This is a genomic window from Geobacter sp. FeAm09, assembly GCF_008330225.1.
In the GTDB taxonomy this organism is placed as follows: Bacteria; Desulfobacterota; Desulfuromonadia; order Geobacterales; family Pseudopelobacteraceae; genus Oryzomonas.
In genome coordinates this window covers 4023675-4047090 of record NZ_CP042466.1, presented here as the reverse complement: position 1 = coordinate 4047090, position 23416 = coordinate 4023675, and the positions used below count along the sequence as shown (strand labels likewise).

General features: G+C 64.4%; 22 protein-coding genes and 1 pseudogene. 4 read left to right on the top strand and 19 right to left on the bottom strand.

What is annotated here, in order from left to right; genetic code table 11:
• Entirely contained in the window at positions 1 to 1395 is a 1395-nt protein-coding gene (locus FO488_RS18985) for an HD-GYP domain-containing protein (RefSeq protein ID WP_149211999.1), read from the top strand.
• A 33-nt stretch (positions 1396 to 1428) separates the two neighbouring features.
• Here FO488_RS18985 and FO488_RS18980 read toward each other — a convergent pair whose 3' ends face one another.
• Positions 1429 to 2043: a HEAT repeat domain-containing protein gene (locus FO488_RS18980; protein ID WP_149211998.1), complete on the bottom strand. Its 615-nt coding sequence runs from the start codon at positions 2041 to 2043 to the stop codon at positions 1429 to 1431.
• Positions 2044 to 2214: 171 nt separating this feature from the next.
• On the opposite strand from FO488_RS18980, the gene FO488_RS20745 reads away from it, so the two are divergent.
• Together FO488_RS20745 and FO488_RS18970 are read left to right on the top strand one after the other, a co-directional pair.
• Complete coding sequence (locus FO488_RS20745) at positions 2215 to 3408, top strand: FprA family A-type flavoprotein (RefSeq protein ID WP_149211997.1); 1194 nt, start codon at positions 2215 to 2217, stop codon at positions 3406 to 3408.
• Positions 3409 to 3498: 90 nt separating this feature from the next.
• The gene (locus FO488_RS18970) at positions 3499 to 3828 is read left to right on the top strand and encodes a hypothetical protein (protein WP_149211996.1); all 330 of its coding nucleotides are present in this window, start codon (positions 3499 to 3501) and stop codon (positions 3826 to 3828) included.
• 138 nt (positions 3829 to 3966) lie between these two features.
• Here FO488_RS18970 and FO488_RS18965 read toward each other — a convergent pair whose 3' ends face one another.
• The 15 genes and pseudogenes from FO488_RS18965 to FO488_RS18895 form a co-directional block, all read right to left on the bottom strand.
• On the bottom strand, positions 3967 to 5232 hold the full coding sequence (locus tag FO488_RS18965; RefSeq protein ID WP_149211995.1) for a glycosyltransferase family 2 protein: 1266 nt from the start codon (positions 5230 to 5232) through the stop codon (positions 3967 to 3969).
• A gap of 10 nt (positions 5233 to 5242) precedes the next feature.
• Entirely contained in the window at positions 5243 to 5851 is a 609-nt protein-coding gene (locus tag FO488_RS18960) for a UbiX family flavin prenyltransferase (protein ID WP_149211994.1), read from the bottom strand.
• Complete coding sequence (locus FO488_RS18955; protein WP_149211993.1) at positions 5848 to 6726, bottom strand: 4-hydroxybenzoate octaprenyltransferase; 879 nt, start codon at positions 6724 to 6726, stop codon at positions 5848 to 5850. The genes FO488_RS18960 and FO488_RS18955 overlap by 4 nt, the downstream gene beginning before the upstream one ends.
• A 200-nt stretch (positions 6727 to 6926) precedes the next feature.
• Positions 6927 to 8324: a UbiD family decarboxylase gene (locus FO488_RS18950; RefSeq protein ID WP_149211992.1), complete on the bottom strand. Its 1398-nt coding sequence runs from the start codon at positions 8322 to 8324 to the stop codon at positions 6927 to 6929.
• 87 nt (positions 8325 to 8411) lie between these two features.
• A complete protein-coding gene (locus tag FO488_RS18945; protein WP_149211991.1) occupies positions 8412 to 9470 on the bottom strand; it encodes a bifunctional oligoribonuclease/PAP phosphatase NrnA in 1059 nt (352 codons plus the stop codon).
• Positions 9471 to 9614: 144 nt separating this feature from the next.
• Positions 9615 to 10781, bottom strand: coding sequence for a hypothetical protein (locus FO488_RS18940; protein ID WP_149211990.1), 1167 nt, complete (start codon positions 10779 to 10781; stop codon positions 9615 to 9617).
• Between the two features lie 129 nt (positions 10782 to 10910).
• A complete protein-coding gene (locus FO488_RS18935; RefSeq protein ID WP_149211989.1) occupies positions 10911 to 12191 on the bottom strand; it encodes an FAD/NAD(P)-binding protein in 1281 nt (426 codons plus the stop codon).
• A gap of 167 nt (positions 12192 to 12358) precedes the next feature.
• Positions 12359 to 13879 carry a glycogen synthase gene (locus FO488_RS18930; RefSeq protein WP_240732061.1) on the bottom strand — a complete coding sequence of 507 codons (1521 nt, stop codon included), beginning with the start codon at positions 13877 to 13879 and terminating at the stop codon, positions 12359 to 12361.
• Between the two features lie 239 nt (positions 13880 to 14118).
• Complete coding sequence (gene fsa, locus FO488_RS18925; protein ID WP_149211987.1) at positions 14119 to 14763, bottom strand: fructose-6-phosphate aldolase; 645 nt, start codon at positions 14761 to 14763, stop codon at positions 14119 to 14121.
• A 12-nt stretch (positions 14764 to 14775) separates the two neighbouring features.
• The gene (locus FO488_RS18920) at positions 14776 to 15033 is read right to left on the bottom strand and encodes a YHS domain-containing protein (RefSeq protein ID WP_240732059.1); all 258 of its coding nucleotides are present in this window, start codon (positions 15031 to 15033) and stop codon (positions 14776 to 14778) included.
• Between the two features lie 14 nt (positions 15034 to 15047).
• A pseudogene (gene folK / locus FO488_RS18915) lies at positions 15048 to 15499 on the bottom strand (2-amino-4-hydroxy-6-hydroxymethyldihydropteridine diphosphokinase).
• A gap of 166 nt (positions 15500 to 15665) precedes the next feature.
• A complete protein-coding gene (gene mctP, locus FO488_RS18910) occupies positions 15666 to 17225 on the bottom strand; it encodes a monocarboxylate uptake permease MctP (protein ID WP_149212251.1) in 1560 nt (519 codons plus the stop codon).
• Positions 17226 to 17232: 7 nt separating this feature from the next.
• Positions 17233 to 17406 (bottom strand): DUF3311 domain-containing protein, encoded by a 174-nt coding sequence (locus FO488_RS20740; RefSeq protein WP_370514352.1) that lies wholly within the window; start codon positions 17404 to 17406, stop codon positions 17233 to 17235.
• Positions 17407 to 17665: 259 nt separating this feature from the next.
• Positions 17666 to 18556 (bottom strand): arginase, encoded by an 891-nt coding sequence (rocF, locus tag FO488_RS18900; protein ID WP_149211985.1) that lies wholly within the window; start codon positions 18554 to 18556, stop codon positions 17666 to 17668.
• Between the two features lie 31 nt (positions 18557 to 18587).
• Positions 18588 to 19673, bottom strand: a complete 1086-nt coding sequence (locus FO488_RS18895) for a hypothetical protein (RefSeq protein ID WP_149211984.1) — start codon at positions 19671 to 19673, stop codon at positions 18588 to 18590.
• Between the two features lie 225 nt (positions 19674 to 19898).
• On the opposite strand from FO488_RS18895, the gene FO488_RS18890 reads away from it, so the two are divergent.
• On the top strand, positions 19899 to 21047 hold the full coding sequence (locus FO488_RS18890) for a hypothetical protein (protein ID WP_149211983.1): 1149 nt from the start codon (positions 19899 to 19901) through the stop codon (positions 21045 to 21047).
• A gap of 76 nt (positions 21048 to 21123) precedes the next feature.
• Here FO488_RS18890 and FO488_RS18885 read toward each other — a convergent pair whose 3' ends face one another.
• The 3 genes from FO488_RS18885 to dinB form a co-directional block, all read right to left on the bottom strand.
• On the bottom strand, positions 21124 to 21465 hold the full coding sequence (locus tag FO488_RS18885; protein WP_149211982.1) for a c-type cytochrome: 342 nt from the start codon (positions 21463 to 21465) through the stop codon (positions 21124 to 21126).
• A gap of 31 nt (positions 21466 to 21496) precedes the next feature.
• Positions 21497 to 21976: a class II SORL domain-containing protein gene (locus tag FO488_RS18880; RefSeq protein ID WP_149211981.1), complete on the bottom strand. Its 480-nt coding sequence runs from the start codon at positions 21974 to 21976 to the stop codon at positions 21497 to 21499.
• Positions 21977 to 22144: 168 nt separating this feature from the next.
• Positions 22145 to 23380 carry a DNA polymerase IV gene (dinB, locus tag FO488_RS18875; RefSeq protein ID WP_149211980.1) on the bottom strand — a complete coding sequence of 412 codons (1236 nt, stop codon included), beginning with the start codon at positions 23378 to 23380 and terminating at the stop codon, positions 22145 to 22147.
• Positions 23381 to 23416: the final 36 nt, after the last annotated feature.

Below are 23416 nucleotides of genomic sequence, written 5' to 3'. Positions count from 1 at the left end.
ATGGGGGAGGTGGACAAACAACTCGCCCTGCGGATGATCACCCTCTTCTCCGGCGCGGTCAAGGGCATGGCCTTCTACCCCCCCTCCCATCCCGCCATCCGCCAGCCCCTGCTTGAGCTGGACCGGCTTTTCGGCGCCGCTCTGGCCCAGAACGGCCACATCACCTGGGGGACTGTGGATGGCCTCATGTTCTTCGGGGAGCATCTCTTCATCACACCCTCCACCGCTGTTGCCGATCTGACCAACCGGATGATGGAAAAGGGGATCGACCGGATCGTCATGGAGAGCGGACTGACCTTTGACGAGCTTCAGGAGTTCGTGCGCCTCCTCTCCGGCACCACGGACGGACCCGACGAACTCCGCGCCCGGATGGAGCGGCAGCAGATACGCCACATCCTGGTGGCGCGCCGGAAGGACGCCCCCCTGCCCGATCAGCCGGAGGAGGGGGACGACGAGATGGGTGAAGGCTACGCCCTGGCCACCTACGGCCAGGCCCTGGGTGCCATCCGGGGCGTCTGCCGCGACATCGAGCAGGGACGGATCCCCAGCAGCGCCCCGGTGATCGGCGCGGTACAGCGGCTGGCCGGCATCACCCTGCGCGATCCCTCCACCCTCCTGGGACTCGCCATGATCAAGGACTACGACAACTACACCTTCAACCACTGCGTCAACGTGGGGGTGCTGGCCATGTCCCTGGGGGCCGCCCTCGGCATGGACGCGGACGGCGTCAGGGAGGTCGGCATTGCCGGGCAGCTGCACGACATCGGCAAGACCATGATTCCCAAGGAGATCGTCAACAAGCCGGGCAAATTGTCCGGTGCGGAGTTCCGGGAGATGCAGCGCCACTCGGAACTGGGGGCCAAGATCATCCGCGAGATGGAAGGGCTCGGTCCCCGGGTCGGCCAGGCCGTCCTGGGGCACCACCTGCACTACAACCGCAGCGGGTATCCCGAATGGGCCCGCGGCTTCGACTACGACCGGATGATCGACATCATCGCCATCGCCGACACCTACGACGCCATCACCACCCTGCGGGTCTACCAGCATCCCGTCACCCCGCGGGCCGCCCTGGGGGTGATGCAGAAACTGATGGGGACCATCCTGGACGGCGACCTGGTGACCCGCTTCGTGGGGATGATGGGCAGATACCCGGTGGGAACGCTGGTGCGCCTGGACACCAACGAGGTGGCCCTCGTCCACCGCCCCAACCCGCTGGACGAAGAGGCGCCGGTGGTCAGGATCGTGCTGACAGCGGACGGCGCCCGCCTCCCCGCGCCCCGGGAACAGAAGCTGGCGGAACGGGACGGAACAAGCTATGCCAGGATTGTGGCGGTGGTGGATCCGCTCCTGAAGAACATCGACGTGGGGAGCCTGATCAACTCCCGGCATTACTGACGGCCCAGCGTCCCGCGCAGCGGCGGGTAGCCGTTACTTTTCGCCGTTCGATGCCGGGAGAAATTGAAACTCCAGCGGGAGCAGGCTCAGGGCCGTAGCGGCAGCCTGGCGGGTGGCGGCGTGGGGCGAGGCCAGAAGCGTCGTGATGCGCCCCTCGGAGGAAAGATCCTTGAGCCGGGCCAGGGCCAGGGCGGCTTCGGCCTCCAGAGTCCCGTCCGCCGCCGCCAGAAACGGCCGCAGCCGTTCGTACAGAAGCTGCGAGGGGGGGAAAGCGGCCAAGGCCCCTATCGCCCGCCCCCGGATGGCGGTATTCTCATCATCGAGACGCTCCAGCAGCACCGGCAGCGTGGAAGGGACGGCCAGCCGGCCGAGCGCCTCCACCGCTGCGGAGCGAATGTCGGCCTCCGGCCGGCCGGCGCAGTAGACCAGCGGGGCGACCGCCCGGTCGCCGCCGATCTCGCCCAGGGCATGGATGGCGGCGACCCGCGCGCCCGTATTCCCGGTTTTCAGCGCGTGGAGGATCTCGTCGATGCCGCCGGTGGCCTCCAGCCGCTCGATCGCCGTGGCAACGGCGGCGCGCACCTCCGGGTCCGCGTCCCGGAGAAGCGGCCGCAGGGCATCGATCCTTGTCCGAACAATCTGGCTCATGGCTGAATTTGTAGCAGATCAGGGGCCCCGGCACAACCTCCTTCTTCTGATATATCTTGTCCATGGGGAAATGGTCTGGTATAATAAAGGACAAAATTTGTCAAGAACGGGGATTTACGACAGCGCCGTCGTGGTTCACTGCAAGAAACGACGAAAAGGAGAACTGCCGCCATGCTGGGAACTGTTGAAATAAAACCGGGACTTTACTGGATCGGATCGGAAGACCCGGACCTGCGCCTCTTTGACGACCTCTTCCCCACCGAACACGGCACCACCTATAATTCCTACCTGATCAAGGGGAGCGAGAAGGTCGCCATCATCGACACGGTCAAAGGCAAACGGGCCGATGAGTTCATGGACAAGATCAAATCGCTGGTCGATCCGAAGAGTATCGACTACATCATCGTCAACCACGCCGAGCCCGACCACTCCGGGTCGGTCGCCTACCTGCTGGAGCACTGCCCCCAGGCCACGGTGGTGTCCACCACCGCCGCCAAGACCTTCCTCGGCAACCTGATACACAAACCGTTCACCTCCCAGGTCGTCAAGGACGGCGACACCATCGATCTGGGGGGCCGCAAGCTGCGCTTCATCATGGCCCCGTTTCTGCACTGGCCCGACACCATGTTCACCCGCCTGGAGGGGGACAACATCCTCTTCACCTGCGACGCCTTCGGCTCCCATTACTGCAGCCCGGGGCACCTTTTCAACGACGAGATAGAGGACATCACCTCGGCCCGCCGCTTCTACTACGACTGCCTCATGCGCCCCTTCAAGGACAAGGTGCTCTCCGCGGTGGAAAAGATCCGCCACGACGTGATCGACATGATCTGCCCCAGCCACGGCCCGATCATCAGACAGGACCCCTGGAAGGCCATCGAGCAGTTCGAGAGCTGGAGCAAGCCGACGACCCTGGTGAAAAAGATCTTCATCCTCTACCTGTCGCCCCACGGCAACACGGAAAAGATGGCCACGGCGGTGGCCGACGGCGCCAAGGCCGACGGCGTGGAGGTCATCAGTTACCACATCAGCCATTTGGGCGCCGACGAGGTGCGCAACATCATGGAAGAGGCCGAAGCCCTCATCTTCGGCATCCCCACCATCAACCGCGACATCCCCAAGCCCATGTGGGACGTTTTAGCCTACCTCAGCACCGTCAAGCTCAAGAGCAGCCTGGCGGCGGTGTTCGGCAGCTACGGCTGGAGCGGCGAGGCGTGCAAGATGGCCGAGGAGCGGTTGAAGGGGATCGGTTTCAAACTGGTGGGCGAATCGGTCCGCACCCCTTTCAACCCCAAGGCGGAGGCCCTGGAACAGTGCCGGGCCCTGGGCCGGGCCGTTGCCGAGGCGGTATTGCAGAAGAGCTGACGCGCAACTTGTGCGACATGGAGGGACAAAAGGGCTTACCGCCAACAGACCAAGCCGGTCGGTTAAGGTATTGATAAAGGAGCAATGCGCATGTTTGTATTCTTCGCCTTCACCTTTACATTTCTGCTCATCCTAAGTCTGCCGGTTGCAGGAATCGTCTGGCGGAACACAAAGGAATCGCGCTGGCATTGGCCCTTGAGCCTACTCTCGCTGCTATTTGCTCCTTTTGTCATTGCGATCATGGTCGGGAACTACTCCCTGATAAACCGCTATTACCCATCTTTATTGGATATGTTGCTTGATGGGAATTTAGCTACAACTCAGTCTCTTCGTCTCCCCGCTCTAGTTCTTTGCGCGCCGATACTCCTCTTGGTCTGGTATTTGGCGAAGAAATCGCAAAAGTCTAATAAAACAACATGAATTTCTATGAGATTTGTACACAACAAAAAGGTCTTCCAGCGTTTGCCAGAAGACCTTTTGCATTTCAACTTTCAACACCTTAACCGACCGGCTTGGCCAACAGACGGTGCGCCCTTTGTTTATCTTCCCGTATGCTTTTCACACCCCCTGGAGTCCCCTCAGCCGCTCCAGCAGCCCTCCCACATCAGGGGCACCCTCGGACCCGGCCCGTTCCAGCAGCGGCCCCACGGCCTCTTCCGGCGGGACGCGGGGCCAGCCGTTGTCGCTTAAGTGATGCAGCAGGCGCATGGTGCGGAAGGCGTCGAACCAGCCGTGAAAGGCGGTCATCAGGCGCCCCTCGCCGGGGTTGTGCCGCAGCAGGTTGTCCCAGGCCGCACCGAAACCGGCCTGTCCCAGGAATTCCCGCAGGTGGGGCGAAATGGCGCCTGCGCGGTCCAGCAGCCCGGCACCGTCGGCACCCCCATGCCCCGCCACGCACGCCAGCCACTCCCCCAGGATCCGGAACAGCACCGGCTGATAGAAGAGCAGCCGCCCCTCCCCGGACGCGAGCATATCCCCCACCGCCCGGCCGGTGCCGAAGGGAACCCGGTGGGAAGCACGGGGCGACGGGTGGACGACGGTGCCTGTGAGGGAGGCTACCCCGGCCACCTTGTGCACCTGCTGGAGGAAGTAGAAGTCCTCGCCGGCCAGACGGCGGTTCATCCCCCCGCTGGCGGCGTAGGCCGAGGCCCGACAGGCCATGGCGCTCCCCACGGTGGGGAAGGCATAGGGCGAACCGGCCTGCTGCAACCCCAGCACATAGGCCCGCAGGAACAGCTCGTAGCGGTCGATGGCCGCCTGGCCTGCCGGGTCGCCGGCCGGGCGATGGCGGTAGGGGATGCTCGCTCCCCCCTCTGCCGTGCAGGCAAAGTGTTCTTCTATGGCCGCCAGATAGTCGGGCTGGACGGTGGTGTCGGCGTCGAGGCAGACCAGAAGCGGATCGCCCCCGGCAAAATCCAGGTGCGCCAGGGCCAGATCCAGGCCGATCTTGCGCGCCAGCCCCACCCCCTGCTTCGGCGGCAGTTCGCTGCCCGGCGAGGCGGCATCCACCCAGTGCAGATGCTCCAGCCCGTACTCCCCTTTCCAGGCGGGCAACATCTCCAGGGTTGCCCGGTTGTCGGCCTGTTCCCCGGGGGAGGCGTCCCCCCGCTGGTTGACCACCACCAGGAGCAGGAAACGGGCGCGGACCTCGGGCGGATTGGCGGCCAGGGAGTGGAGCGTCAGGGGGAGGTTGCGGCACTCCGCCAGGCTGGGGATGACCACGGCGCCCGTAAACGGCCCGGCGGGCAGGCCTTGGATCTGCCAGGGAGCGGCAACGGCACGGCTGCGCAGGTAGGCGGCGATGGGTGGAGGCGGGTGGGGCATGGTGCGGGCGTCAGCGATCGCCCCAGCGTTTGAAGAGGTCGTTGGGGATGTCCAACTGGTCCAGGACCTTGCCCACCACGAAGTTCACCAGGTCGTCGATGGTTGCCGGCCGGTGGTAAAAGGCCGGCATGGCCGGGATGATGCGGACCCCGGCACGGGCAAGCTTGAGCATGTTTTCCAGATGGATCTCCGAGAGCGGCGTCTCCCGCGGGACCAGCAGCAGGGGGCGGCGCTCCTTGAGCATCACATCCGCCGCCCGCTCGATCAGGTTGCCGGAGGTGCCGTGGGCGATGCGCGCCAGGGTGCCCATGCTGCACGGCGCCACGGCCATTGCCGCCGGCGCGGCGGAACCGCTGGCAGCGCAGGCCAGGAGGTCGTCGGCCGCCACCACCTCCACCCCCAGTTTCACGCCGAGATGGGCGCAGAGCCGCGCCGTGGCGGCGGAGGGAGCGCCCCCCAGATCCAGGCCGGTCTCCTCGCGACAGACCAGTTGCCCGCTCTCGCTGGCCGCCACGGTGAGCAGAAAGCCCCGCTTGAGGAGTTCCTCCATCAGGCGGATGCCGTAGATCGCCCCCGATGCCCCGGTCAGGGCGACGAATACCCTTTTTTGCGTGGTCATGGCCACTTCACCAGCAGCTCTGCTGCCGTGAAGGCCAGGATGGCGATGCTGATATAGCCGTTCATGTTGAAAAAGGCCGCATCCAGCTTGTCCAGGTTGCCGTCCTTGAGCAGCAGGTGTTCGTACAGCAGCATGGCGCTGGCCACCAGGATGCCGGCCAAAAACAGCACCCCCAGGTGCATGGTGACGAACAGCAGCAGGAGCAGTCCCAGCATCACCAGGTGGAACAGGCGCGCCGCCCAGAGCGATCCCCCGACCCCGAGCATGACCGGGATGGAGTGCAGCCCGGCGGCGCGGTCGAACTCCAGGTCCTGGAGGGCGTAGAGGATGTCGAAGCCGGCCACCCAGAAGAGGACGATGCCCCCCAGGATCAGGGCGGGGGTGTCGATGCTGCCGCGAATGGCGATCCAGGCCCCCATGGGGGCCGCTGCCAGGCAAATCCCCAGCACCACGTGGGCCAGGGCGGTAAAGCGCTTGCAAAAGGAGTAGAGCACCAGGAAGAAGATGGCCACCGGGGCCAGCTTCAGGCAGAGCGGGTTGAGCATCATGGCGGCAAAGAGCAAAACCAGCGTGGCCGCAACGATGAATACCAGGGTTGCCCCCTTGCCGATCAGGCCGGCCGGGATGGCGCGATTGGCGGTACGGGGGTTCTTGGCGTCGATCTCGGCGTCGATCAGGCGGTTCAGCCCCATGGCCGCCGTGCGGGCACCGGCCATGGCCAGGATGATCCAGAGGACCTGACGGCCGGTGGGAAGGCCGTTGGCCGCCAGAAGCGCCCCGGTCAGGGCAAAGGGGAGCGCAAAGACTGTATGGGAGAACTTGATCATCTCCAGGAATACGGTGATCTTGCGCATGAGTCGTGTTTCCGTTGCCATAGCTATCATTCCAGGGAACCTTTCAAAAATTTAATCAGAACGATTCTCTCACCCGCTCACCGCTGTTCGTTAAAGCTCACGAAGGCCCAGAGAACATCGCAAAACAAGGCAGTTACGTTACGGCAGAGAGCCTTGCCTTCTCTTTGTGCCTTTGTGAGCTTTGCGAGAGATCGCCTTCAACGTTTAGAGCGGTTGGGGACTCACACCCCATATTCCCGCCAGCGCAGCGCCACCTGCTCCGCAATTGCCCCGTCCGTGACGACCGGCGGGCGGGGCGCGCGGCTGCCGGTGGCATCCAGCGCCAGCCGCAGGCCGCTCTCGTCCCGGATCAGGTCGCAGCCGGCGTCCGCCAGGTTGATGCTACGCCAGGCCGCCCGGGACAGGTCCGCCGGGACGGCATCCGCAGCGACGAAGAGCAGCAGGCGGGCCGCCCCGAACCAGGGGGTCCGCCAGAGCAGGCCGGCCATCTCCCTTACCATGCCGGGGTGCGGGTTTTCAAGGGAAATGATGGCGCTCTGGTGGAAGACCCACTCCCGGGGAAAACGGATATCGGCCACCGCCGGCGCCATGCGGCGCACCAAGGCGACGAGCAGCCGTTCCCAGGCCGCGGCCATCCAGCAGTCCTCCATGGGGGGCGGCCCCACCAGGGTCGCCGGGACAACGGCATCGGCCCGGAGGCTGACGGCGGTCACCCGCACCAGGGGAACCGGTGCCGGGGGTGCATAAAAGCCGGTGTGGTTGCCGAAGGGCCCTTCCATAACCGTTTCAGCCGGATCGGCGTAGCCCTCGATCACCACCTCGCATCCGGCCGGAACCCGCAGCGGGACGCTCCGGCAGGGGGCCAGGTCAAGGGGTGCTCTTCGCAGGAAGCCGGCAAAGGTCATCTCATCCAGGTCGCCCGGCAACGGCAGCATGGCGCTGAAGAGCGCCGCCGGGGGCCCGCCCAGAGCGATCGCCACCGGCATCGGTTCGCCCCGCAGGCGGTATGCCTCGAAATGCCGCGCCGCACCGCTCCCCGGATGCCAGCGCACGCCCAGTTCTCGGGGGCCGCGCACCTGGCAGCGGTACATGCCGCAGTTGGGGCCGGTGCCGTCCGGGGCGGCGGTGAACACCTGGGGCAGGGTGATGTACCGCCCATGCCCCTCGCCGGCGCCATCCCCCGGCCAGCTCTGGAGGAACGGGAACCGGCCCAGGTCGGGCTCCTCCATGGCCACGAGGTCAGGGTCCCGCCCGGCAACGGGGGCGAAACGGGAGAACTCCGGCAGGGCGCCGATCCGGCGGTCGAGGCCGGCAACCTCCTGATCCGGCAGCGGGGCCAGCAATGCGGCCATGCGCTCCGTCAAGCGGTCAAGCCGGTCCACGCCCAGGGCCAGGCACACCCGCCGGAGGGAGCCGAACAGGTTGGTGGCCACGGGGAGGCTGCTCCCCTTCGGGCGCTGGAAGAGGAGCGCCCGGCCGCCGGCCGGCTCTTTGCAGATCCGGTCGGTGATGGCGGCGATCTCCAGGATGGGATCGGCCTCTGCCTCGATGCGGCTCAGTTCCCCTTGCTCTTCCAGAAGGGCGAGAAACTGGTGAAGGTTTTGGATCGGTGCGGTCATGTCCACTGCTCCGGTGCCGGTGGCGGCAGGATACGGTTCGCCGGCGGGGCGACACGGGTTGGGGGAAAGCCGGGCCGACCCGTTCGCCTACCGGGGCTTGATCAGCCGGGTGGGGGTCACGTCCCCCAGGGAGAGCTCCCGCAACAGCCCCTGGGTCAGGAACGCCTCGGTCTCCGCCAGCAGAGCGGGGTCAAACGGCACACGGTCCAGCTTGCCCCCCGCCATCGTGCCGTGCCCTCCGGCCGTCCCCCGCCCCGCAACCAGCCGCTTGATCGTCTCGCCCGCGTTGAGGAGGCTGTCGGTGGTACGGAGGGAGAGGATCACCCCGTCGTTGTAATGCCCCATGCTCAGCACGGTCTCGGCCCCCTCCAGCCTGATCAGGTAGTCGGCCACCTCCGCCACCATTTCGGGAAAGCAGATGGCCATCAGGTTCACCACCAGCAGCTTCCCGTAGATCAGCGTGTTTTCAAGGCCGTTGTGGATTGCCAGGAAGTACTCCACCGGCAGCTTGGGATGGGTTATTTCGTACAGAATCCGCTTGTTGGCCACGGGGAAAAGGCGCAGGTATGCGTCCCGGTCGGGCCGGTTCGCCTCCCGTCCCAGGTCCTGGGTCTCGGATTTGATGGCGTAGAACAGGGCCGTGGCCAGTTTCGTGCCGATGGTGATGTTCTGCGCCACCAGGTATTCGTAGAGGATCGTGGCGGTGGCGCCGTAACCGTCGCGCACATCCGCCCAACGGCACGTTCGGCTCGCATCCCGTAGGGGATGATGGTCGATGAGGATATCCACCCGGCATCCCGGGGGGAGGGAGTTGTTCCCCGTGCCCGGCTGGGTGTCCAGCATGCAGACCGCGCTGACCTCCGCCATATCGACCATTTCCAGGGGGTGGAGCGTCATCTCCAACGCCTTTGCCATGGCGAGGTTTTCACTGCGCCCGATCATGCCGGAAAAGGTGATGACCGCATCCCTGCTCAGTTTCATGGCCAGCAGATGGCGGAACGCCATGGCCGAGGCCAGGCAATCGGGGTCCGGGTTGTCGTGGATGACGATGATGGTCTTTCCCCGCCCCTGCAGCCATTCCAGCATCTCGTCGGAATGTTCCCTGGAGCGCCGGAGCCCTTCCGGTACGCTGTTGTCATCCGTCATGGCGTTTCCCTTTCACACGGTGTGCGACACTCCTCCATCATACCAAACCTGCGGCAAAGCGCCATGGTGCCGTGCCCACTTTCGCGCATGCGGGTGAAAGGAGCGGCGGGCCAAAGGAAGAGGGAAAAATAAGCCGCCACAGCCCTACAATGTTGATTCCGGGCCACCCGGGGCCGGGGCCTCCGGGGTGCAGGAATCGTCGTCGGGGTCCTCCTCGCCCATCTGCGAAGCGTCCTCCTCGTCCTTCGCCGTGGCCGCCAGTATGGCGTTCAGCACCTCTTTGAAGTCAACGGCCCGGCTGGCCTCGGGGGCCATGGTGAAGCGCGGCGCATCGTAGCGGTCAAACGTGCTGACCGTCTCAACGCCGACCCGGTACCCCCCCTTCTTGTCGGCAACGCTCAGCCGGGTCTCCCATAAGCCGATGTGGCCCGTATGCCCGATGCCCACATCATTGGTCATCGCCAGGACCAATGTGTCGGCAAGGCCGTCCAGCATCTGCCGGTCCGTAAGCGTAAGCAGTCGCGCACGCTCTTGCTCGTTGATGACCCCCTCCCGAAAGAGGGCCTGGGCCACGCCGTCGATAATGTCCACAGCCAGGGCAACGGCATCCCTATGTCCCAACGTTACCCGGATACGCCGCGCCACGCCGGCTTTCCCGTCCCGCTCGGTAAGCGGCTGGTCGCTGCAGTTGGAGTCGTCCAGCCTGGTGACGGCCGCCATGAGCACGGCCTTGAACACGTCGTTGTACCGGTCCATGCTCTGTGCGCTGAAACGGTCCCCGCCGAGCAGCTTTGCAAGTTCCGGGGTGTTTGCCGCGCCCTCCTGGAGCAGTTCGCCGATGTTTATCTTTATGAGCCGGCCCCTGGTATCAGGGGAGTGGGGAGCGACGGCATCAAGGACCGTATGCAGAAGCGACGGGCCGACGTAGATCGTCTGGGTGCCGTAATCCATCAGCAGGGGCAGCCTGATGGAGACCTCCACGTTGTCCCTGTCGTAATGCAGGTCGTACAGCACCTCCGATTTTTTGGCCTTCATATCGACGGCGCCGTCCATGTTCACGGAAAATCCCCGGACGATATCGAGGCCCGCCCCCAGGTATTTCAAGCCCCTGGCGCCCGAGGCCGTGGTTTCCGCATCCCGTTTCGGCAGGGAGAGATCGGTGATCCTGCTCTTCGCGCTATAGTTGAACCCGGTGGCCTCGAGGCTCTTTTTCACCGCCCGGTTCAGTTCCTCATGGGGGGGCAGGCTCGCGGCGCAGCCGCCGAGGCAGATAACCGCCGTGCCCAGAATCGCCGCAATCATCCGTTTCATGGTCGTTCGCTCCTTACGCCCGGTAATAGTGCTGAACCTAATGGGGCAATTCCGGACACCATACCCAATCCCGGCGCAATTCACAAGGGCTCCCGCCAAGCCGTGCGGCATGCGGCGCCGTGAACCGCCTCACCCCCGCGCCTGCACGATCCCCTCGGCCGCCCTGATCCCGCTGGCCCAGGCGCCGGTGATGCCCCGGGAGGTGCCGGCACCGTCCCCGATCATGGAGAGGTGGGGGCTGACCCGGAAGTGGGCGTCGATGAAGGTGGGCTTGTTGGCGTACATCTTGATCTCGGGGTAGTACATGATGGTGCTGGGGTGCAGGACCCCGGGGACGATGGTGTCGAGCTTCTTCAGGGCCGCCCAGAGGTGGCGCATGATCTTGGCCGGGACCGCCAGCCCCAGGTCGCCGGCGGTTACCGGGCAGGTGGGGCGGAAGGAGTAGAGGTCGTCGTTGAAGGTCTCGGCCGAGGAGCGCTTCCCCATCCTGAAGTCCCCCACCCGCTGCATGAGCGGCCGGCCGCCGCCGATCTCGTGGGCCAGCCGGCCGAGAAAGAGGGCCATCTGCTGGCCGCTGCGGACCGGGTCCTTCAGCCCGATGGTCTTCAGGAGGGCGAAATTGACCAGGTCGTTGCCGCTCTTCTGCTCCGACAGGGCGTGGCCGTTGACGAGGCTGAAGTCCTCATAGCGCTCCAGCACCACCCGGGCGTGCCCCGAATTGGTGCAGAAGGTCCGCACCCGTTCGGGAAAGTAGAACTTGGGATCGTAATAATCCCTGACGATGGGGTAGTTGGCCAGCCGCGTCTCGACACGGATGCCCACATCCACGATGTTGTCGATGTAGGGGATGCCGAGTTGCTCCATGATGCGCTGCAGAAAGCCGAACCCCTTTCTGCCCGGCGCCATGATCACCGCGCCCGCCCGGACCCGCTCCGCACCGTCGATGGTCAGCTCCGCCCCGCCGCCCGACTCCCGCACGTCGGTCACCTCGCGCTTCAGCAGGATGCGGACCCCGCGGCCGGCGAGTTCGGCCATCAGGCGCCGGATCAGAAACGTGCTTTGGTCGGTGCCCACGTGGGCCTGGCGGATGTCGTAGAGGGTCACCCCGATCCGTTCGGCGCGCCGGCGGTAGGTCTCCAGGTTGTGCCGCTCCTTGAAGGCCGGCCGAAGCTTTTCCTCCACGAGCGGCAGCAGCCGTTCGGCCTCTTCCCTGGTCCAGTACTCTTGGGCAAAGCCGATGGGATAGGAGTAGTTCTGCTTGCAGTCGTTCAGGAGGCCGCCGGAGCAGACCGCTTCCTTGTCGATCATCAGGATGGCGAGGGAGGGGAGTTTGTCGGTGAGGTGGAATGCGGCCCCGAGGGCTGCAGGGCCGGTGCCGATGATGACGACGTCGTACTGGTCGGATGCCATGGCAGGACCTCTAAGTAGGTTGTTGAAAAACAGCCATCGGGCCTTCGTCCTCGAACGCCCTTTCGTGCGGCGAAGGCCGGCTACGTATCCTCAGGGCTTGTCGAGCGGGTGCGACGATCTGACCATAGTTGAACAACCCGAGTTGTTCAACTATGGTCAACAGCCTGCTAATCGCCGAAACGATTGCGAAAGTATTCCTCGCCGCGGCGCCGGCGGACGGCCAGGCGATAGAGCTTGTCGTACCTGAGTGCCGCGGCCTCCCAGGTGAAGCGTTTCTTCATGCCGTTTTTCCTGAGGGCCGCCAGCCCCGCGGGATTGTTGAAGAAGGTCCAGGTCGCCCAGCCGATGGTGTCGAAGAGCGCAGCGGCGGTATGGTGGTGGAACTTGAAGCCGTCGCCGGCCAGGGCCTCTTCGTCGAAATTCTCCACGCTGTCCTCCAGGCCGCCGGTGGCGCGCACCACGGGCGGGGTGCCGTAGGCCAGGGAGTACATCTGGTTGAGGCCGCACGGCTCGAACGACGAAGGCATGACGAAGAAATCGGCCCCTGCCTCCACCTTGTGGGCCAACTCCTCGCTGTAGCCGATGTAACAGGCGAACTTGTCCGGATGGGCGGCGGCCACGTCGCCGAAAAAGAAGTGTGCCCACGGCTCGCCGTTGCCGACCATGACGAACTGCACATCCATCTCCAGGATGCGGTGGATGGCCTCGGCGATCAGGTCGGTCCCCTTCTGCCTGACCATGCGGGAGACCACGCCGAACAGCGGCACGTCTGCACGCAGGGGCAGCCCCATGCGCTCTTGCAGGTCGCGCTTGCAGGCGGCCTTCCCCTTTTTCACGGTCCGGGCCGTATAGGTGGCGGCGATGCAGTGGTCGGTGGCCGGGTCCCACTCCTCGTAATCCACGCCGTTCAGGATGCCGTACAGGTCGGCCGCCCGCTCCCGCACCACCCCCTCCAGCCCCCAGCCGTACTCCGCCGTCTGGATCTCCCGGGCATATCCCTCGCTGACCGTGGAAAGGAGCGTGGCGTGGTAGATCCCCCCCTTGAGCAGGTTGACCTGATCGTCCTTTTCCAGTTCCAGGTAATTGAAGTGTTTCCAGCCGACGCCGAGCACCTCCATCAGGCCGGGATAGTAGTTGCCCTGGTGCTGCATGTTGTGGATGGAGAGGAGCGAGGCGGCGTTGCCCACGTAGCGGTCGTGCAGGTAGGAGGTGTTGAGCAGGAGGGGAATGGCGCCGGTGTGCCAGTCGTGGGCATGGATCACGTCCGGCGCCCAGTCGAGCATCTTGCACAGTTCCAGGGAGGCCTTGGAGAGGAAGACGAAGCGGTTGTCGTTGTCCTGATACCCCCGGCCGTCCTGCTGGTAGAGCCCGGAGCGGCCGTAGAACTGCTCGTGCTCCAGGAAATAGACCGGGACCTCGCTCCCCGGCAGCTTGCCCTCGTAGACGCCGCAGTACATGCGGCCGATGATGCCCATGGGCACCACCAGCGTCCCCGGCAGCTGCTTGAGGCCGTACTTCTCCCGGTTGACGGCATAGTAGCGCGGGATGACCACGCGCACATCGTGCCCCATGCGCGACAGGTACTTGGGCAGGGCGCCGACCACATCCCCCAGCCCCCCCTCCTTGGCAAAGGGTGCGGCCTCGGAGGCGGAGAAGAGGATGGAAAGTTTGGGAAGGGAAGGCTTCACGGGAACTCCGGGAGAAGATACCGTTTCGGTGGTTAAATATCTGAATCGTAGGGGCGAACTGCTGTTCGCCCAATCAGGGCGCATGCAATGCGCCCCTACACCAGGATTTGCATATATTAATCACCGAAGCAATCAGGGGCAACGATCTGCCACAGGGCCACGGAGAAAAAACCGGTCACCGCATCGTGCTCCCGGTTTTCTTTGCGCCTCCGTGACCCCGTGGCCACGATGGGCCTTCTTTACTTGGGCACGCTTTCCCAGTCGGCCAGGAACTTCTTGATGCCGGCATCGGTCAGGGGGTGCTTGGCAAGCTGCATGATGACCGAGTAGGGGATCGTGGCGATATCGGCGCCGATCAGGGCCGAATTGAGGACATGGATCGGGTTGCGCACGCTGGCCACGATGATCTCGGCGGTGTAGCCGTAGTTGTCGAAGATGGTGCGGATCTCTTCGATGATCCCCATGCCGTCCTGGGAGATGTCGTCCAGCCGGCCGACGAAGGGGGAGACGTAGGTGGCGCCGGCCTTGGCGGCCAGGAGCGCCTGCAGGGGGGTGAAGATCAGGGTCACGTTGGTCTTGATCCCCTTTTCCGACAGGGCCTTGGTGGCCTTGAGCCCTTCCGGCGTCATGGGCACCTTGACCACGATGTTCTTGTGGATCTTGACCAGTTCCTTGGCTTCCTTGATCATGCCGGGGGCGTCCAGGGAGATGACCTCGGCCGAGATCGGGCCGTCCACGATGGAGACGATCTCCTTGATGACATCCTTGAACTTGCGCCCCGACTTGGCGATCAGGGAAGGGTTGGTGGTAACGCCGTCCACCAACCCCAGTTCATGGGCCGCGCGGATCTCCTTGACGTCGGCTGTGTCGATGAAAAACTTCATGTGTTCCTCCGTTTATGATGGTTTATGGTCAAGCTGTTCGCGGAATTTTTCCAGGCAGTTCATGGAGCAGAAATAGTGGCGCTCTCCCTCGAGCCTGCCCACCACTGCGTCTTCCTCGGAAACGTAGACGCCGCAGACCGGGTCGCGGTGGGTCGCCGCCGCATCCCGCTTTCCCGATGTCTTGATCTCCGTTTTTTTCCCTTTTGTCAGTGCCACGACGACACGGTAGCCGATATAGATCAGAAGTCCCCACATCAATAGTCTGATCACGTTATTCTCTCCGATTATAATTTCGCTACGGTCTCATCGGAGCGCAGCGTTTTCAGCAGGTGGGCAACGGTCTGCCCCAGGAGCGGATGTACCAGCCCCGGAGCCAGGTCGCAGAGCGGTTCCAACACGAAACGCCGCTCCGCCATGCGCGGGTGCGGGACGATCAGCCCTTCCTCCTCCACGATCATTGAACCGTAGAGCAACAGGTCCAGGTCCATGGGCCGCGGTCCCCACGGGACGGTCCGTACCCGGCCAAAGACCTCGCTTTCGATGTGCAGCAGTCGTTCCAACAGTTCGCGGGGGGGAGTTCGGTAGCAAGCCTGAGGACACCATTGTAGAAAGAAGGCTGGTCAATGCCCCCGACGGGGGATGTCTCATAGAACGCGGACAGACCTGTAACCCGGCAGCCGGGTAGTTTGCCGACCTCGGCCACCGCCCGCAGCAGGTTGAGCTCGCGGTCCCCCATATTTGAGCCAAGGGCGATATAGGCGTCTGTCTCCACGCTATGATTAAAGCATAACCTGCCGACGGCGTCAACCGCGCCGATGGAGCCCCGGGAATCACGGCGCCATAGCCTTTGCAAAGCCGTTACCTGGCTGCATCCCTGGCCAACGGCCGAAACGAAGGGCCGTTTAATGCGCCGGTCTTCCGGAATTCATTGCGAACACCTCAGCCGCATCCTCATCGTAGTCCTCCGGCCTGGTTGTGTCATCCAGGCGTTTCATGCCAAAGGCGTCGCAGAGCGGCGTCAGAGCGACCGAAACCAGCAGGTTGAGCGCCAGGGCAAAGACGCCGGCATAGGCGGAGATCGCCAGAGTGCCGACATGTATCGTATAGATCGATGATTTGAAGCCGGAAGCGGCCACCATGGCCGTCCCCGTAATCATGCCCGTGGCCCAGCCCGCCAGCAGGGCGCGATGGTGCAGCCAGCGGGTGAACAGGCCGAAGATGATCGCCGGAAACGTCTCGAGAATCCATATTCCTCCCAGCAGTTGCAGCAGGATGGCGTACTGAAGCGGCAGGAAAATGATGAACGCCAGCGCGCCGACCTTCACCACCAGGGATACGATTTTCGCCATCTGGGCCTCCTGTTGCAGGCTGCAGTCCGGGTTGATGTATTCCCGGTAGACATTGCGTGTGAACGTGTTGGCCGCGGCGATGGACATGATCGCCGCCGGCACCAGGGCGCCGATGGCGATGGCCGCGAAGCAGAAGCCCGTAAACCAGGAGGGGAAAATTTTAAGGAACAGTTGCGGCACCGCATCGTTCGGTGTCACCGGTTTCACGCCGGCGGCCAGCGCCATCAGGCCGAGGAGCGCGATCAGGCCGAGCAGGAACGTATAGGCCGGCAGCAGCACGGCGTTGCGCTTGATCACGTGGCCGCTGGAGGAACTGAGAATGCTGGTCACGGTGTGGGGGTAGACAAAGGCGGCCAGTGCCGAACCGAATGCCAGCGTCGCATAGGGGCTGAAACCGGCAGGCGGCAGAATGAGATACCCCGGAGGTTTTTTAGCGGCCAGCGCTTCGCCCGCCGCCCGGAAGACCTCCCCGTATCCGCCCAGCACCGTTGGTATTGCCGTTACGGCGACGATGACCATGATGTAGATCATCACATCCTTGACGAATGCGATGAGCGCCGGTGCGCGCAAGCCGCTGGTGTAAGTATAAAGCGCCAGGATCGTGAAAGCGATGATGAGCGGCAACTCGCGCATCAGGCCGGTCCCCATGATGCCCATCGCCCTGATCACCACCTGGAGGCCCACCAATTGCAGCGCAATATAGGGCATGGTGGCAAGCATGCCGGTGACGGCCACCGCCAGTGCCAGCCCGCTCGACCCGTACCGTCCCCGGACGAAATCGGCCGGCGTGATGAATCCGTGCTGTTTGGCCACCGCCCACAGGCGCGGCATGGTGAGAAAGACAAAGGGATAGACGATGATCGTATAGGGGAGGGCGAAAAAGCCTGCCGCGCCGACGCCGAACACCAGCGCCGGCACCGCGATTACCGTATAGGCGGTGTAAAAATCGCCGCCCACCACGAACCAGGTGACGAAGGTCCCGAATCGCCGCCCCGCCAGCCCCCATTCGTCGAGCAGATTCAGGTTGCCCCGCCGCCACCGTGCGGCCACAAACCCGACCACCGTTACGAGCATGAAAAAAAACGTGAAAACCGTCAGCGCAGTCCAGTTGATCATGACGCTACCTCCTTCGCGCGGCTAGATAGGCAACGCCGGTCAAGACCGCGCTGATCGGCACCCACAGAAACTGGTACCAGTAGAAAAACGGGAAACCCCACAACACCGGCTCTATCCGCGTGTACCACGATGGCCAGAGCAAGCCGACGTAGGGGAGCGCCAGCAGCAGGTACCACACCCTCCGTCTTTTTACCCGTTGTGCCTCGTGCGCCGCGGAACGACCCTCTGCTCCTGCCCCAATGATCCTGGTTCCGGCTGCGGACCTGGCATGAAGGCCGTACATGCGATCATCCCCTTTCCCCTCTATCGTGATTATTTTCTATATATAAATAATATCATATCAGCAGGATTTGTTTAAGTGTGGCGCATGGGCTGAAATGACCCAGGAGATGGGACACGGCTGGAATAACAGGGGGTCGCGGTGGGGCTGTTTTCGATCAGAGGATCCGCTTGCCGAACAGCGATGCGGCCAGTTCGACCGCCAGGACGGCGGTCTGGTTGCGCTGGTCCAGGATAGGGTTGATCTCCACGACGTCCAGGGCGCACACCCGTTCCGAGTCGGCAAGCACCTCCATCAGCAACTGGGCCTCGCGGTAGCTGAGGCCGCCCGGCGAGGTGGTGCCGACGCCCGGGCCGACCTGGGGATCGAGGCAGTCCATATCGAGGCTGACGTGCAGCCGCTCCCGGTGTTCGAGGCGCTCCAGCGCCTCGCGGGTAACGGCGCCGACCCCCCGTTCGTCGATGTCGCGCATGGTGTAGACCGTGATGCCGCTCGCCCTCAGACGCGTCCGCTCTTCCGGGTCCAGGTCGCGGATGCCGATCATGACCACGTCGCTCGGCTCCAGCTTGGGGCCGGGGCGGCCCACATCGACCAGTTCCCGATACCCCTCGCCCAACAGCGCGGCCAGGGTCATGCCGTGGATATTCCCGGTCAGGGTCGTTGCGGGGGTATTGAAATCGGCGTGGGCGTCGATCCAGATCAGCCCTGCCGGCGCAGTATGGGTGACTCCGCCGATGGAGCCGATGGCGAGGGTATGGTCTCCGCCGATGAACAGGGGGACCGCTCCCTCTTCCACCGCCCGGCGTCCGGCTTCGTAGGCGGCCTGGCAGGCCTGGCGGATTGCGGGCAGGTAGTGCTGCTGCCGCTCCTCGGACAGGGTTTCCCGGATCGGGACCGCGATGTTGCCGGCGTCCCGGATGTGATACCCCAGTGCCGCCAACCGGGAGGCCAGGCCGGCATAGCGCATGGCGCCCGGCCCCATGTCAACCCCGCGGTGGGTCTGGCCCAGGTCGATCGGGACACCGATGATCTGAATGGTCGTGCTCATTGCGTCTCCTCCCGGCGGCCGCCGTTCCCGTTCATTTCAAGTTGTGCCACAGATTGACCATGAAATCCTGGGCATTGGTCAGGATGGCAACCGCCTGCTGTGACCCCCGGTTGGCCAGTTTGTCGGTGCTGAACTCCGTCATGTCGACCACATAGAAGAAGACCGGGCGCACCACGTCCTCCGCGGTGACGTGGTAGCCGGGAACCATGTTGCCGAAGGCGATGGTATGGAGCTGGGTCGCAAGGGCGATCACCGTCGTCGCCCGGCGGGCATGGGCCCGCATGGCATCCTGGGCCAGGTAGACATCGGAGATGACGCCGGGCAGCGGCCCGTCATCCCTGATGGAGCCGGCCAGCACATAGGGGACTCCCCGCCGCTCGCAGGCGGGGATGATGCCGTCGGACAACCCCAGCTCCCGAATGGCCCGGGGGATCGAACCGCACAGGCGCACCTCGTTGATGATGTCCAGGTGGTTGTAATGGCCGTGGGGCTGCAACACCTGGGTATAGATATCCTGGCCGAGGCCGGTGCGGAAACGGGCGGCCTCCAGGTCGTGGGTGGCCAGGGCGTTGCCGGCCAGCAGGGCATGGCAGTAGCCGTGCTCGACCATGAATTCCATCGCGTCGCGGCTGTCCTTGTCGAAGGCCACCGCCGGGCCGAGCACCCACACGATGTGGCCGTGCGCACGGTCATGCCGCAGCACCGAGTAGAGTTCGTCGTAGGAACGGGAAAAGGGCGTTTCCCTGGTGCCGCGGGTACGGAAGGCGAACTTGCCGGCAACGGCCTCGGACGACGGAAAGCCTGTCGAATGCACATAGACGCCCTCCTCGCCGTCCTCGCTCCTGCCCGTCACCACCGGGTCGCCCCGCTTCACCAGCCGGGGCTCCATGACCTGCACCTCCCTGCCCCGCAGGACCATGGCGGCATCCATGCGGCTTTCCCGGGCGAGCAGCCAATCCCCGCCCCCCAGATGGAGATATTCGGGGTGGTTGGAAGTGGCGTGGAAACCGCGGGGCAGCACCCCGTCGGCCGGAGCGGGTTCAGTGCGCACCGCCGGCGCAGCGGCCAGGTCGGGCCGGCTGAAATCCGGCGGTGTATAGGCGGGTATGGCTGACATGACGTCCTCCTCTCTTCCGGCGCCCCTCTCCGTTACGGGATGTTCCGGATAACCGATTCTTGTGACAAGTAAACAACCGCCTGGAGTGGTTGTCAAGGTGCGGCGGGGCGGGCAAATGTTTATGCGCCACGATCAGGGGAAAGGTCTATAATTATATGAAGGAGGGTGGGGCGTTATCTCTGGGTGATGCAGAGGATGCCCACGTGAGGAGAGGAAGTGAGTTCCATGAAACGGCTGGTCTTGAGAATGATGCTTATGGGGGCCGCCTGCGGACTGTTGCTCGTGCCGGTGGCGGGCCACGCAGATTCGGACCGGGCAACCGCTCCACCCATAGGGCAGCAGGTAGTACGGGAAGGCGATTTTGCCGTCAGGATGGCGGCCGTTTTAGGCATGGGCACGGCGGAAAACGAGGCGGAAGCGGAGAGCCGCCTGGCAGAAGGCGGCATCAGCCCCAAAAACGGCTGGATCGCCGATTATCCCATGACTCCGGATATCTGCGGAGAGATCTATAAAGCGGTGCGGGATGCCGCTGCCGGGGGCAGGATCGGGCTGAGTGTCGAAAGCGCACTGGAGCGATTGAACGGCGCAATGGCAGAGGCGGGCCTGTCGGCCACAGCCGCTTCCGAGGGAGCGGGATCGAACGGATATGCGGGTACCGCGAGCGCGCCCGGCGAGGCGACCATCAATGACTATTACGACAATGAAGGCCCGCCGATCGTCACCTACTATTCCCCTCCCTACGATTATCTCTACCTGTATGCCTGGGTGCCCTACCCGTTCTGGTGCTACGGCTTCTGGTTCCCCGGCTACTATATCCTGAACGACTTCCACCGGGTCGCCTACGCAGGGCGCCGGGGGGTATTCGTTTCGAACCACTACCGCGACATGGGCGGGCAGCGCTATACGCGCATCGATCCGGTGGCACGATTCAGCGGCAGACCGGCGGCGACAAGCGGTGGGCCGGTAAGGAGCGGACTGCCGCCTGCCGGGGTCTCCCGGGGGGGTCGGGGGACGGGCGGCAACGGCAGCACCCCGCACCTGGCGCCCAACAGCAGGTTCAGCGCCCCGGCTTCCCGTGGGGGCGGTACGTACGGCACGCCGTCATACCGGGGCCGCGGAGCGTTCAATGCGCCGGCAGCGGCTCCCCGCACGGCGATCACCCAGCAGAGAAGCATCTACCGGGGTAACGCCCCCTCCATCGCCCCATCCCGTTCCTCTCGGGGCAACAGCGTAGCCGCCTATTCGGGCCGGGGAAACAGCTTCAGCAGCACACCAATGCCCCAGAGTAGGTTCCCGGGTGAATCCTTCAGGAGAGACGGGGCGATGGGGACAACCTTCCGGAGCGGGGGGTTTTCCGCCCGAGGCCGGCGCTAGCGCCCTGTGCGGCGAACCACACAGGACACCCACTTCGGGCAGGGGCTTTCCCCGCCAAGAGGCGGGGAGGATGAGCCTATTTGTTGAAGGTGGTCAGGACATACTCCGCAATAGCCCGGGCATCCTCGTCCGGAAGGGTGGCCGGGTCGAATTTCAGCATGCCGGGGCCGGGGTTCCTCATGAGCCTGACGATATCGTCGGGGGTGAGGATGTTGTTCCGCCTCAGATCCGCCCGGGAGAGGGTCTTTACCGGGTTGACCTCATTGCCGCCATCGGCATGGCAGGCACCGCAGTTTTGCAGAAATGCCGCCTCGCCCCGGGCAAGGGGCCTCTCCCCACCGGAGGCGGCGAAGGGGTGCAGGAGTGCCACCCCCAGCAGCGCCAACAGAGCAACAAAGCGTTTCCTCGCATTCTCCATCCCGTGCTCCCCCCTTGCGTGCGCCGGTCCGTCAGACAACCGAGATGTCCAGGCCCGACTCCCAGGTCCCGTGGAGGTTGCAGTGCTGCGACGCAACCAGGGTGACCTTGCCGGCCGGGGCCGCTTCCTTGGGGATGACCACCGTGAACGTGACCTTGGGCTTGAGAAATCCCCTGGGCTGGAGGTCCACGCGGCCGGCCGGTTCGTTGCCGACGGCAAGCGCGATGTACTCGATCCAGTGGGCCGGCCCCATGACATGCAGGTTTTCGCCGACCGAGACCTCAACGGTAAACGGCTCGCCGGCCTTTACCGAAGCGGGCGCCGAGATGGCCGGGGCATGGGATTTTTCCAGGGGGGTCTTCCTGGCCGGGTCCTTGGCCCGGTTGATCCCCTCGAAAAGCGCCTGGTCCACCTTGGCGGGGAAATAGCGTTCCGCCGCCGCCAGGGTGGAACCGATGCCGGTGGCGATCGAGCCGATGGCCGTTGCTTTCAGAAATGTGCGTCTGTCCATGGGGCATTCTCCTTTCGAATGGCGCCGGCTACGACCCTGTTCCGTAATAGGCGGCGATATAGTCGCTGATGACCTTGGCGCTTTCGCCATCACCACACTATGATACCAAAGGTTGCCGGTTGCGCAACGGGACAACCGCCGGAGAAAACGTTTTCCTGCCTGCGGCGCTCAGGTCACCTCCACGTTCCTGATCCCGCTTGGCCGCCAGGCCGGGGAGATGACGTGGGAGCCCCCCGATTCCCCGGCGGGGAGCAGGGTGCCGAAGGTAACGACCAGGGAGCCGAAGCGCCGGTTGAGGTCGTCCACCGCCCGGGCGGCCGCCACCCTTTTGCGCTCGTTCTCAAACAGCGGCAACTGCTCCGACTGGTGCTTCAGGTTCGTGAGCCGCACCCCCAGCAACCTTACCGGCTGCTCAAGCTCCACGCTGTCCAGGATCGACAGGACAGCCCGGTAGATATCGTCGCTCAGGCTGACGTAGCCGGGCAGCGTTGCCTGCCTGCCGAAGCTGGTGAAAAAATCGGCGTAGCGCACGTACAGGCCGACGGTCTTGCCGGCCACGTTGTACCTGCGCGCCCGGCTGCCGACCATGTGGGAGAGCTGCAGCAGGAAACGGAGGATATCGTCCCGCGCCTCGATGTCCCGCTCAAGGGTCATGCTGTGGCTGACCGACTTGACCTCGTCCTCTTCCCCGCAGGGGACGACCGGGGAGTCGTCCAGGCCCCGCCCCATCCGTTTGAGATGGCTGCCGACGACCCCGAACCTCCGCGTCAGCCGGGCTTCGTCGCACCGCCCCAACTGGCCGCAGGTAGCGATGCCCATCAGGTTGAGATGGCGCCGCATCTTCTTGCCGACGCCGCACAACGCCCCTATGGGCAGGTGCTCCATGACCCGCGGCACGTCCGCGGGAGCGATGGCCGTCAACCCGTCCGGCTTGTGCATGTCGCTGGCCAGCTTGGCGAGCAGTTTGTTGGGGGCGATGCCGATGGAGCAGGTGATGCCGAAGGCCTCCCTGATGCGGGCCTTGATCTGGCCGGCGATCTTTTCCGCACTCCCGAAGATCGAAAGGGAATGGGTCACATCCATGAAGGCCTCGTCGATGGAGAAGACCTCCACCTCGGGGGTATAATCCTGCATGATCCCCATGATCTCCCGAGAGATCCTGGTGTAGTTCCGGTTGTTGCCGGTGACGACGATCAGGTGCGGGCAGCAGCGCTTCGCCTCCCACACCGCCATGCCGGTTTTGACGCCAAAGGCCCGGGCCTCGTAGGAGGAGGTGGTCACGACGGTGCGGTGGCCGGCGCCGGTGACGGCCACCGGCTTGCCCCGCAGGTCGGCGTTGGCCTGCTGTTCCACCGAGGCGAAGAAGGCGTCCATGTCGATGTGGAGGATGATTCTTGGTTCCATGGTCTTGTGTTGTTGGGGATGCGCCGGGGAATCCCG

Coding starts and splice junctions, on each gene's coding strand:
- FO488_RS18985 (WP_149211999.1), top strand. CDS start 1: ATGGGGGAGGTGGACAAACAACTCGCCCTGCGGATGATCACCCTCTTC.
- FO488_RS18980 (WP_149211998.1), bottom strand. CDS start 2,043: ATGAGCCAGATTGTTCGGACAAGGATCGATGCCCTGCGGCCGCTTCTC.
- FO488_RS20745 (WP_149211997.1), top strand. CDS start 2,215: ATGCTGGGAACTGTTGAAATAAAACCGGGACTTTACTGGATCGGATCG.
- FO488_RS18970 (WP_149211996.1), top strand. CDS start 3,499: ATGTTTGTATTCTTCGCCTTCACCTTTACATTTCTGCTCATCCTAAGT.
- FO488_RS18965 (WP_149211995.1), bottom strand. CDS start 5,232: ATGCCCCACCCGCCTCCACCCATCGCCGCCTACCTGCGCAGCCGTGCC.
- FO488_RS18960 (WP_149211994.1), bottom strand. CDS start 5,851: ATGACCACGCAAAAAAGGGTATTCGTCGCCCTGACCGGGGCATCGGGG.
- FO488_RS18955 (WP_149211993.1), bottom strand. CDS start 6,726: ATGGCAACGGAAACACGACTCATGCGCAAGATCACCGTATTCCTGGAG.
- FO488_RS18950 (WP_149211992.1), bottom strand. CDS start 8,324: ATGACCGCACCGATCCAAAACCTTCACCAGTTTCTCGCCCTTCTGGAA.
- FO488_RS18945 (WP_149211991.1), bottom strand. CDS start 9,470: ATGACGGATGACAACAGCGTACCGGAAGGGCTCCGGCGCTCCAGGGAA.
- FO488_RS18940 (WP_149211990.1), bottom strand. CDS start 10,781: ATGAAACGGATGATTGCGGCGATTCTGGGCACGGCGGTTATCTGCCTC.
- FO488_RS18935 (WP_149211989.1), bottom strand. CDS start 12,191: ATGGCATCCGACCAGTACGACGTCGTCATCATCGGCACCGGCCCTGCA.
- fsa (WP_149211987.1), bottom strand. CDS start 14,763: ATGAAGTTTTTCATCGACACAGCCGACGTCAAGGAGATCCGCGCGGCC.
- rocF (WP_149211985.1), bottom strand. CDS start 18,556: ATGAGCACGACCATTCAGATCATCGGTGTCCCGATCGACCTGGGCCAG.
- FO488_RS18895 (WP_149211984.1), bottom strand. CDS start 19,673: ATGTCAGCCATACCCGCCTATACACCGCCGGATTTCAGCCGGCCCGAC.
- FO488_RS18890 (WP_149211983.1), top strand. CDS start 19,899: ATGAAACGGCTGGTCTTGAGAATGATGCTTATGGGGGCCGCCTGCGGA.
- FO488_RS18885 (WP_149211982.1), bottom strand. CDS start 21,465: ATGGAGAATGCGAGGAAACGCTTTGTTGCTCTGTTGGCGCTGCTGGGG.
- FO488_RS18880 (WP_149211981.1), bottom strand. CDS start 21,976: ATGGACAGACGCACATTTCTGAAAGCAACGGCCATCGGCTCGATCGCC.
- dinB (WP_149211980.1), bottom strand. CDS start 23,380: ATGGAACCAAGAATCATCCTCCACATCGACATGGACGCCTTCTTCGCC.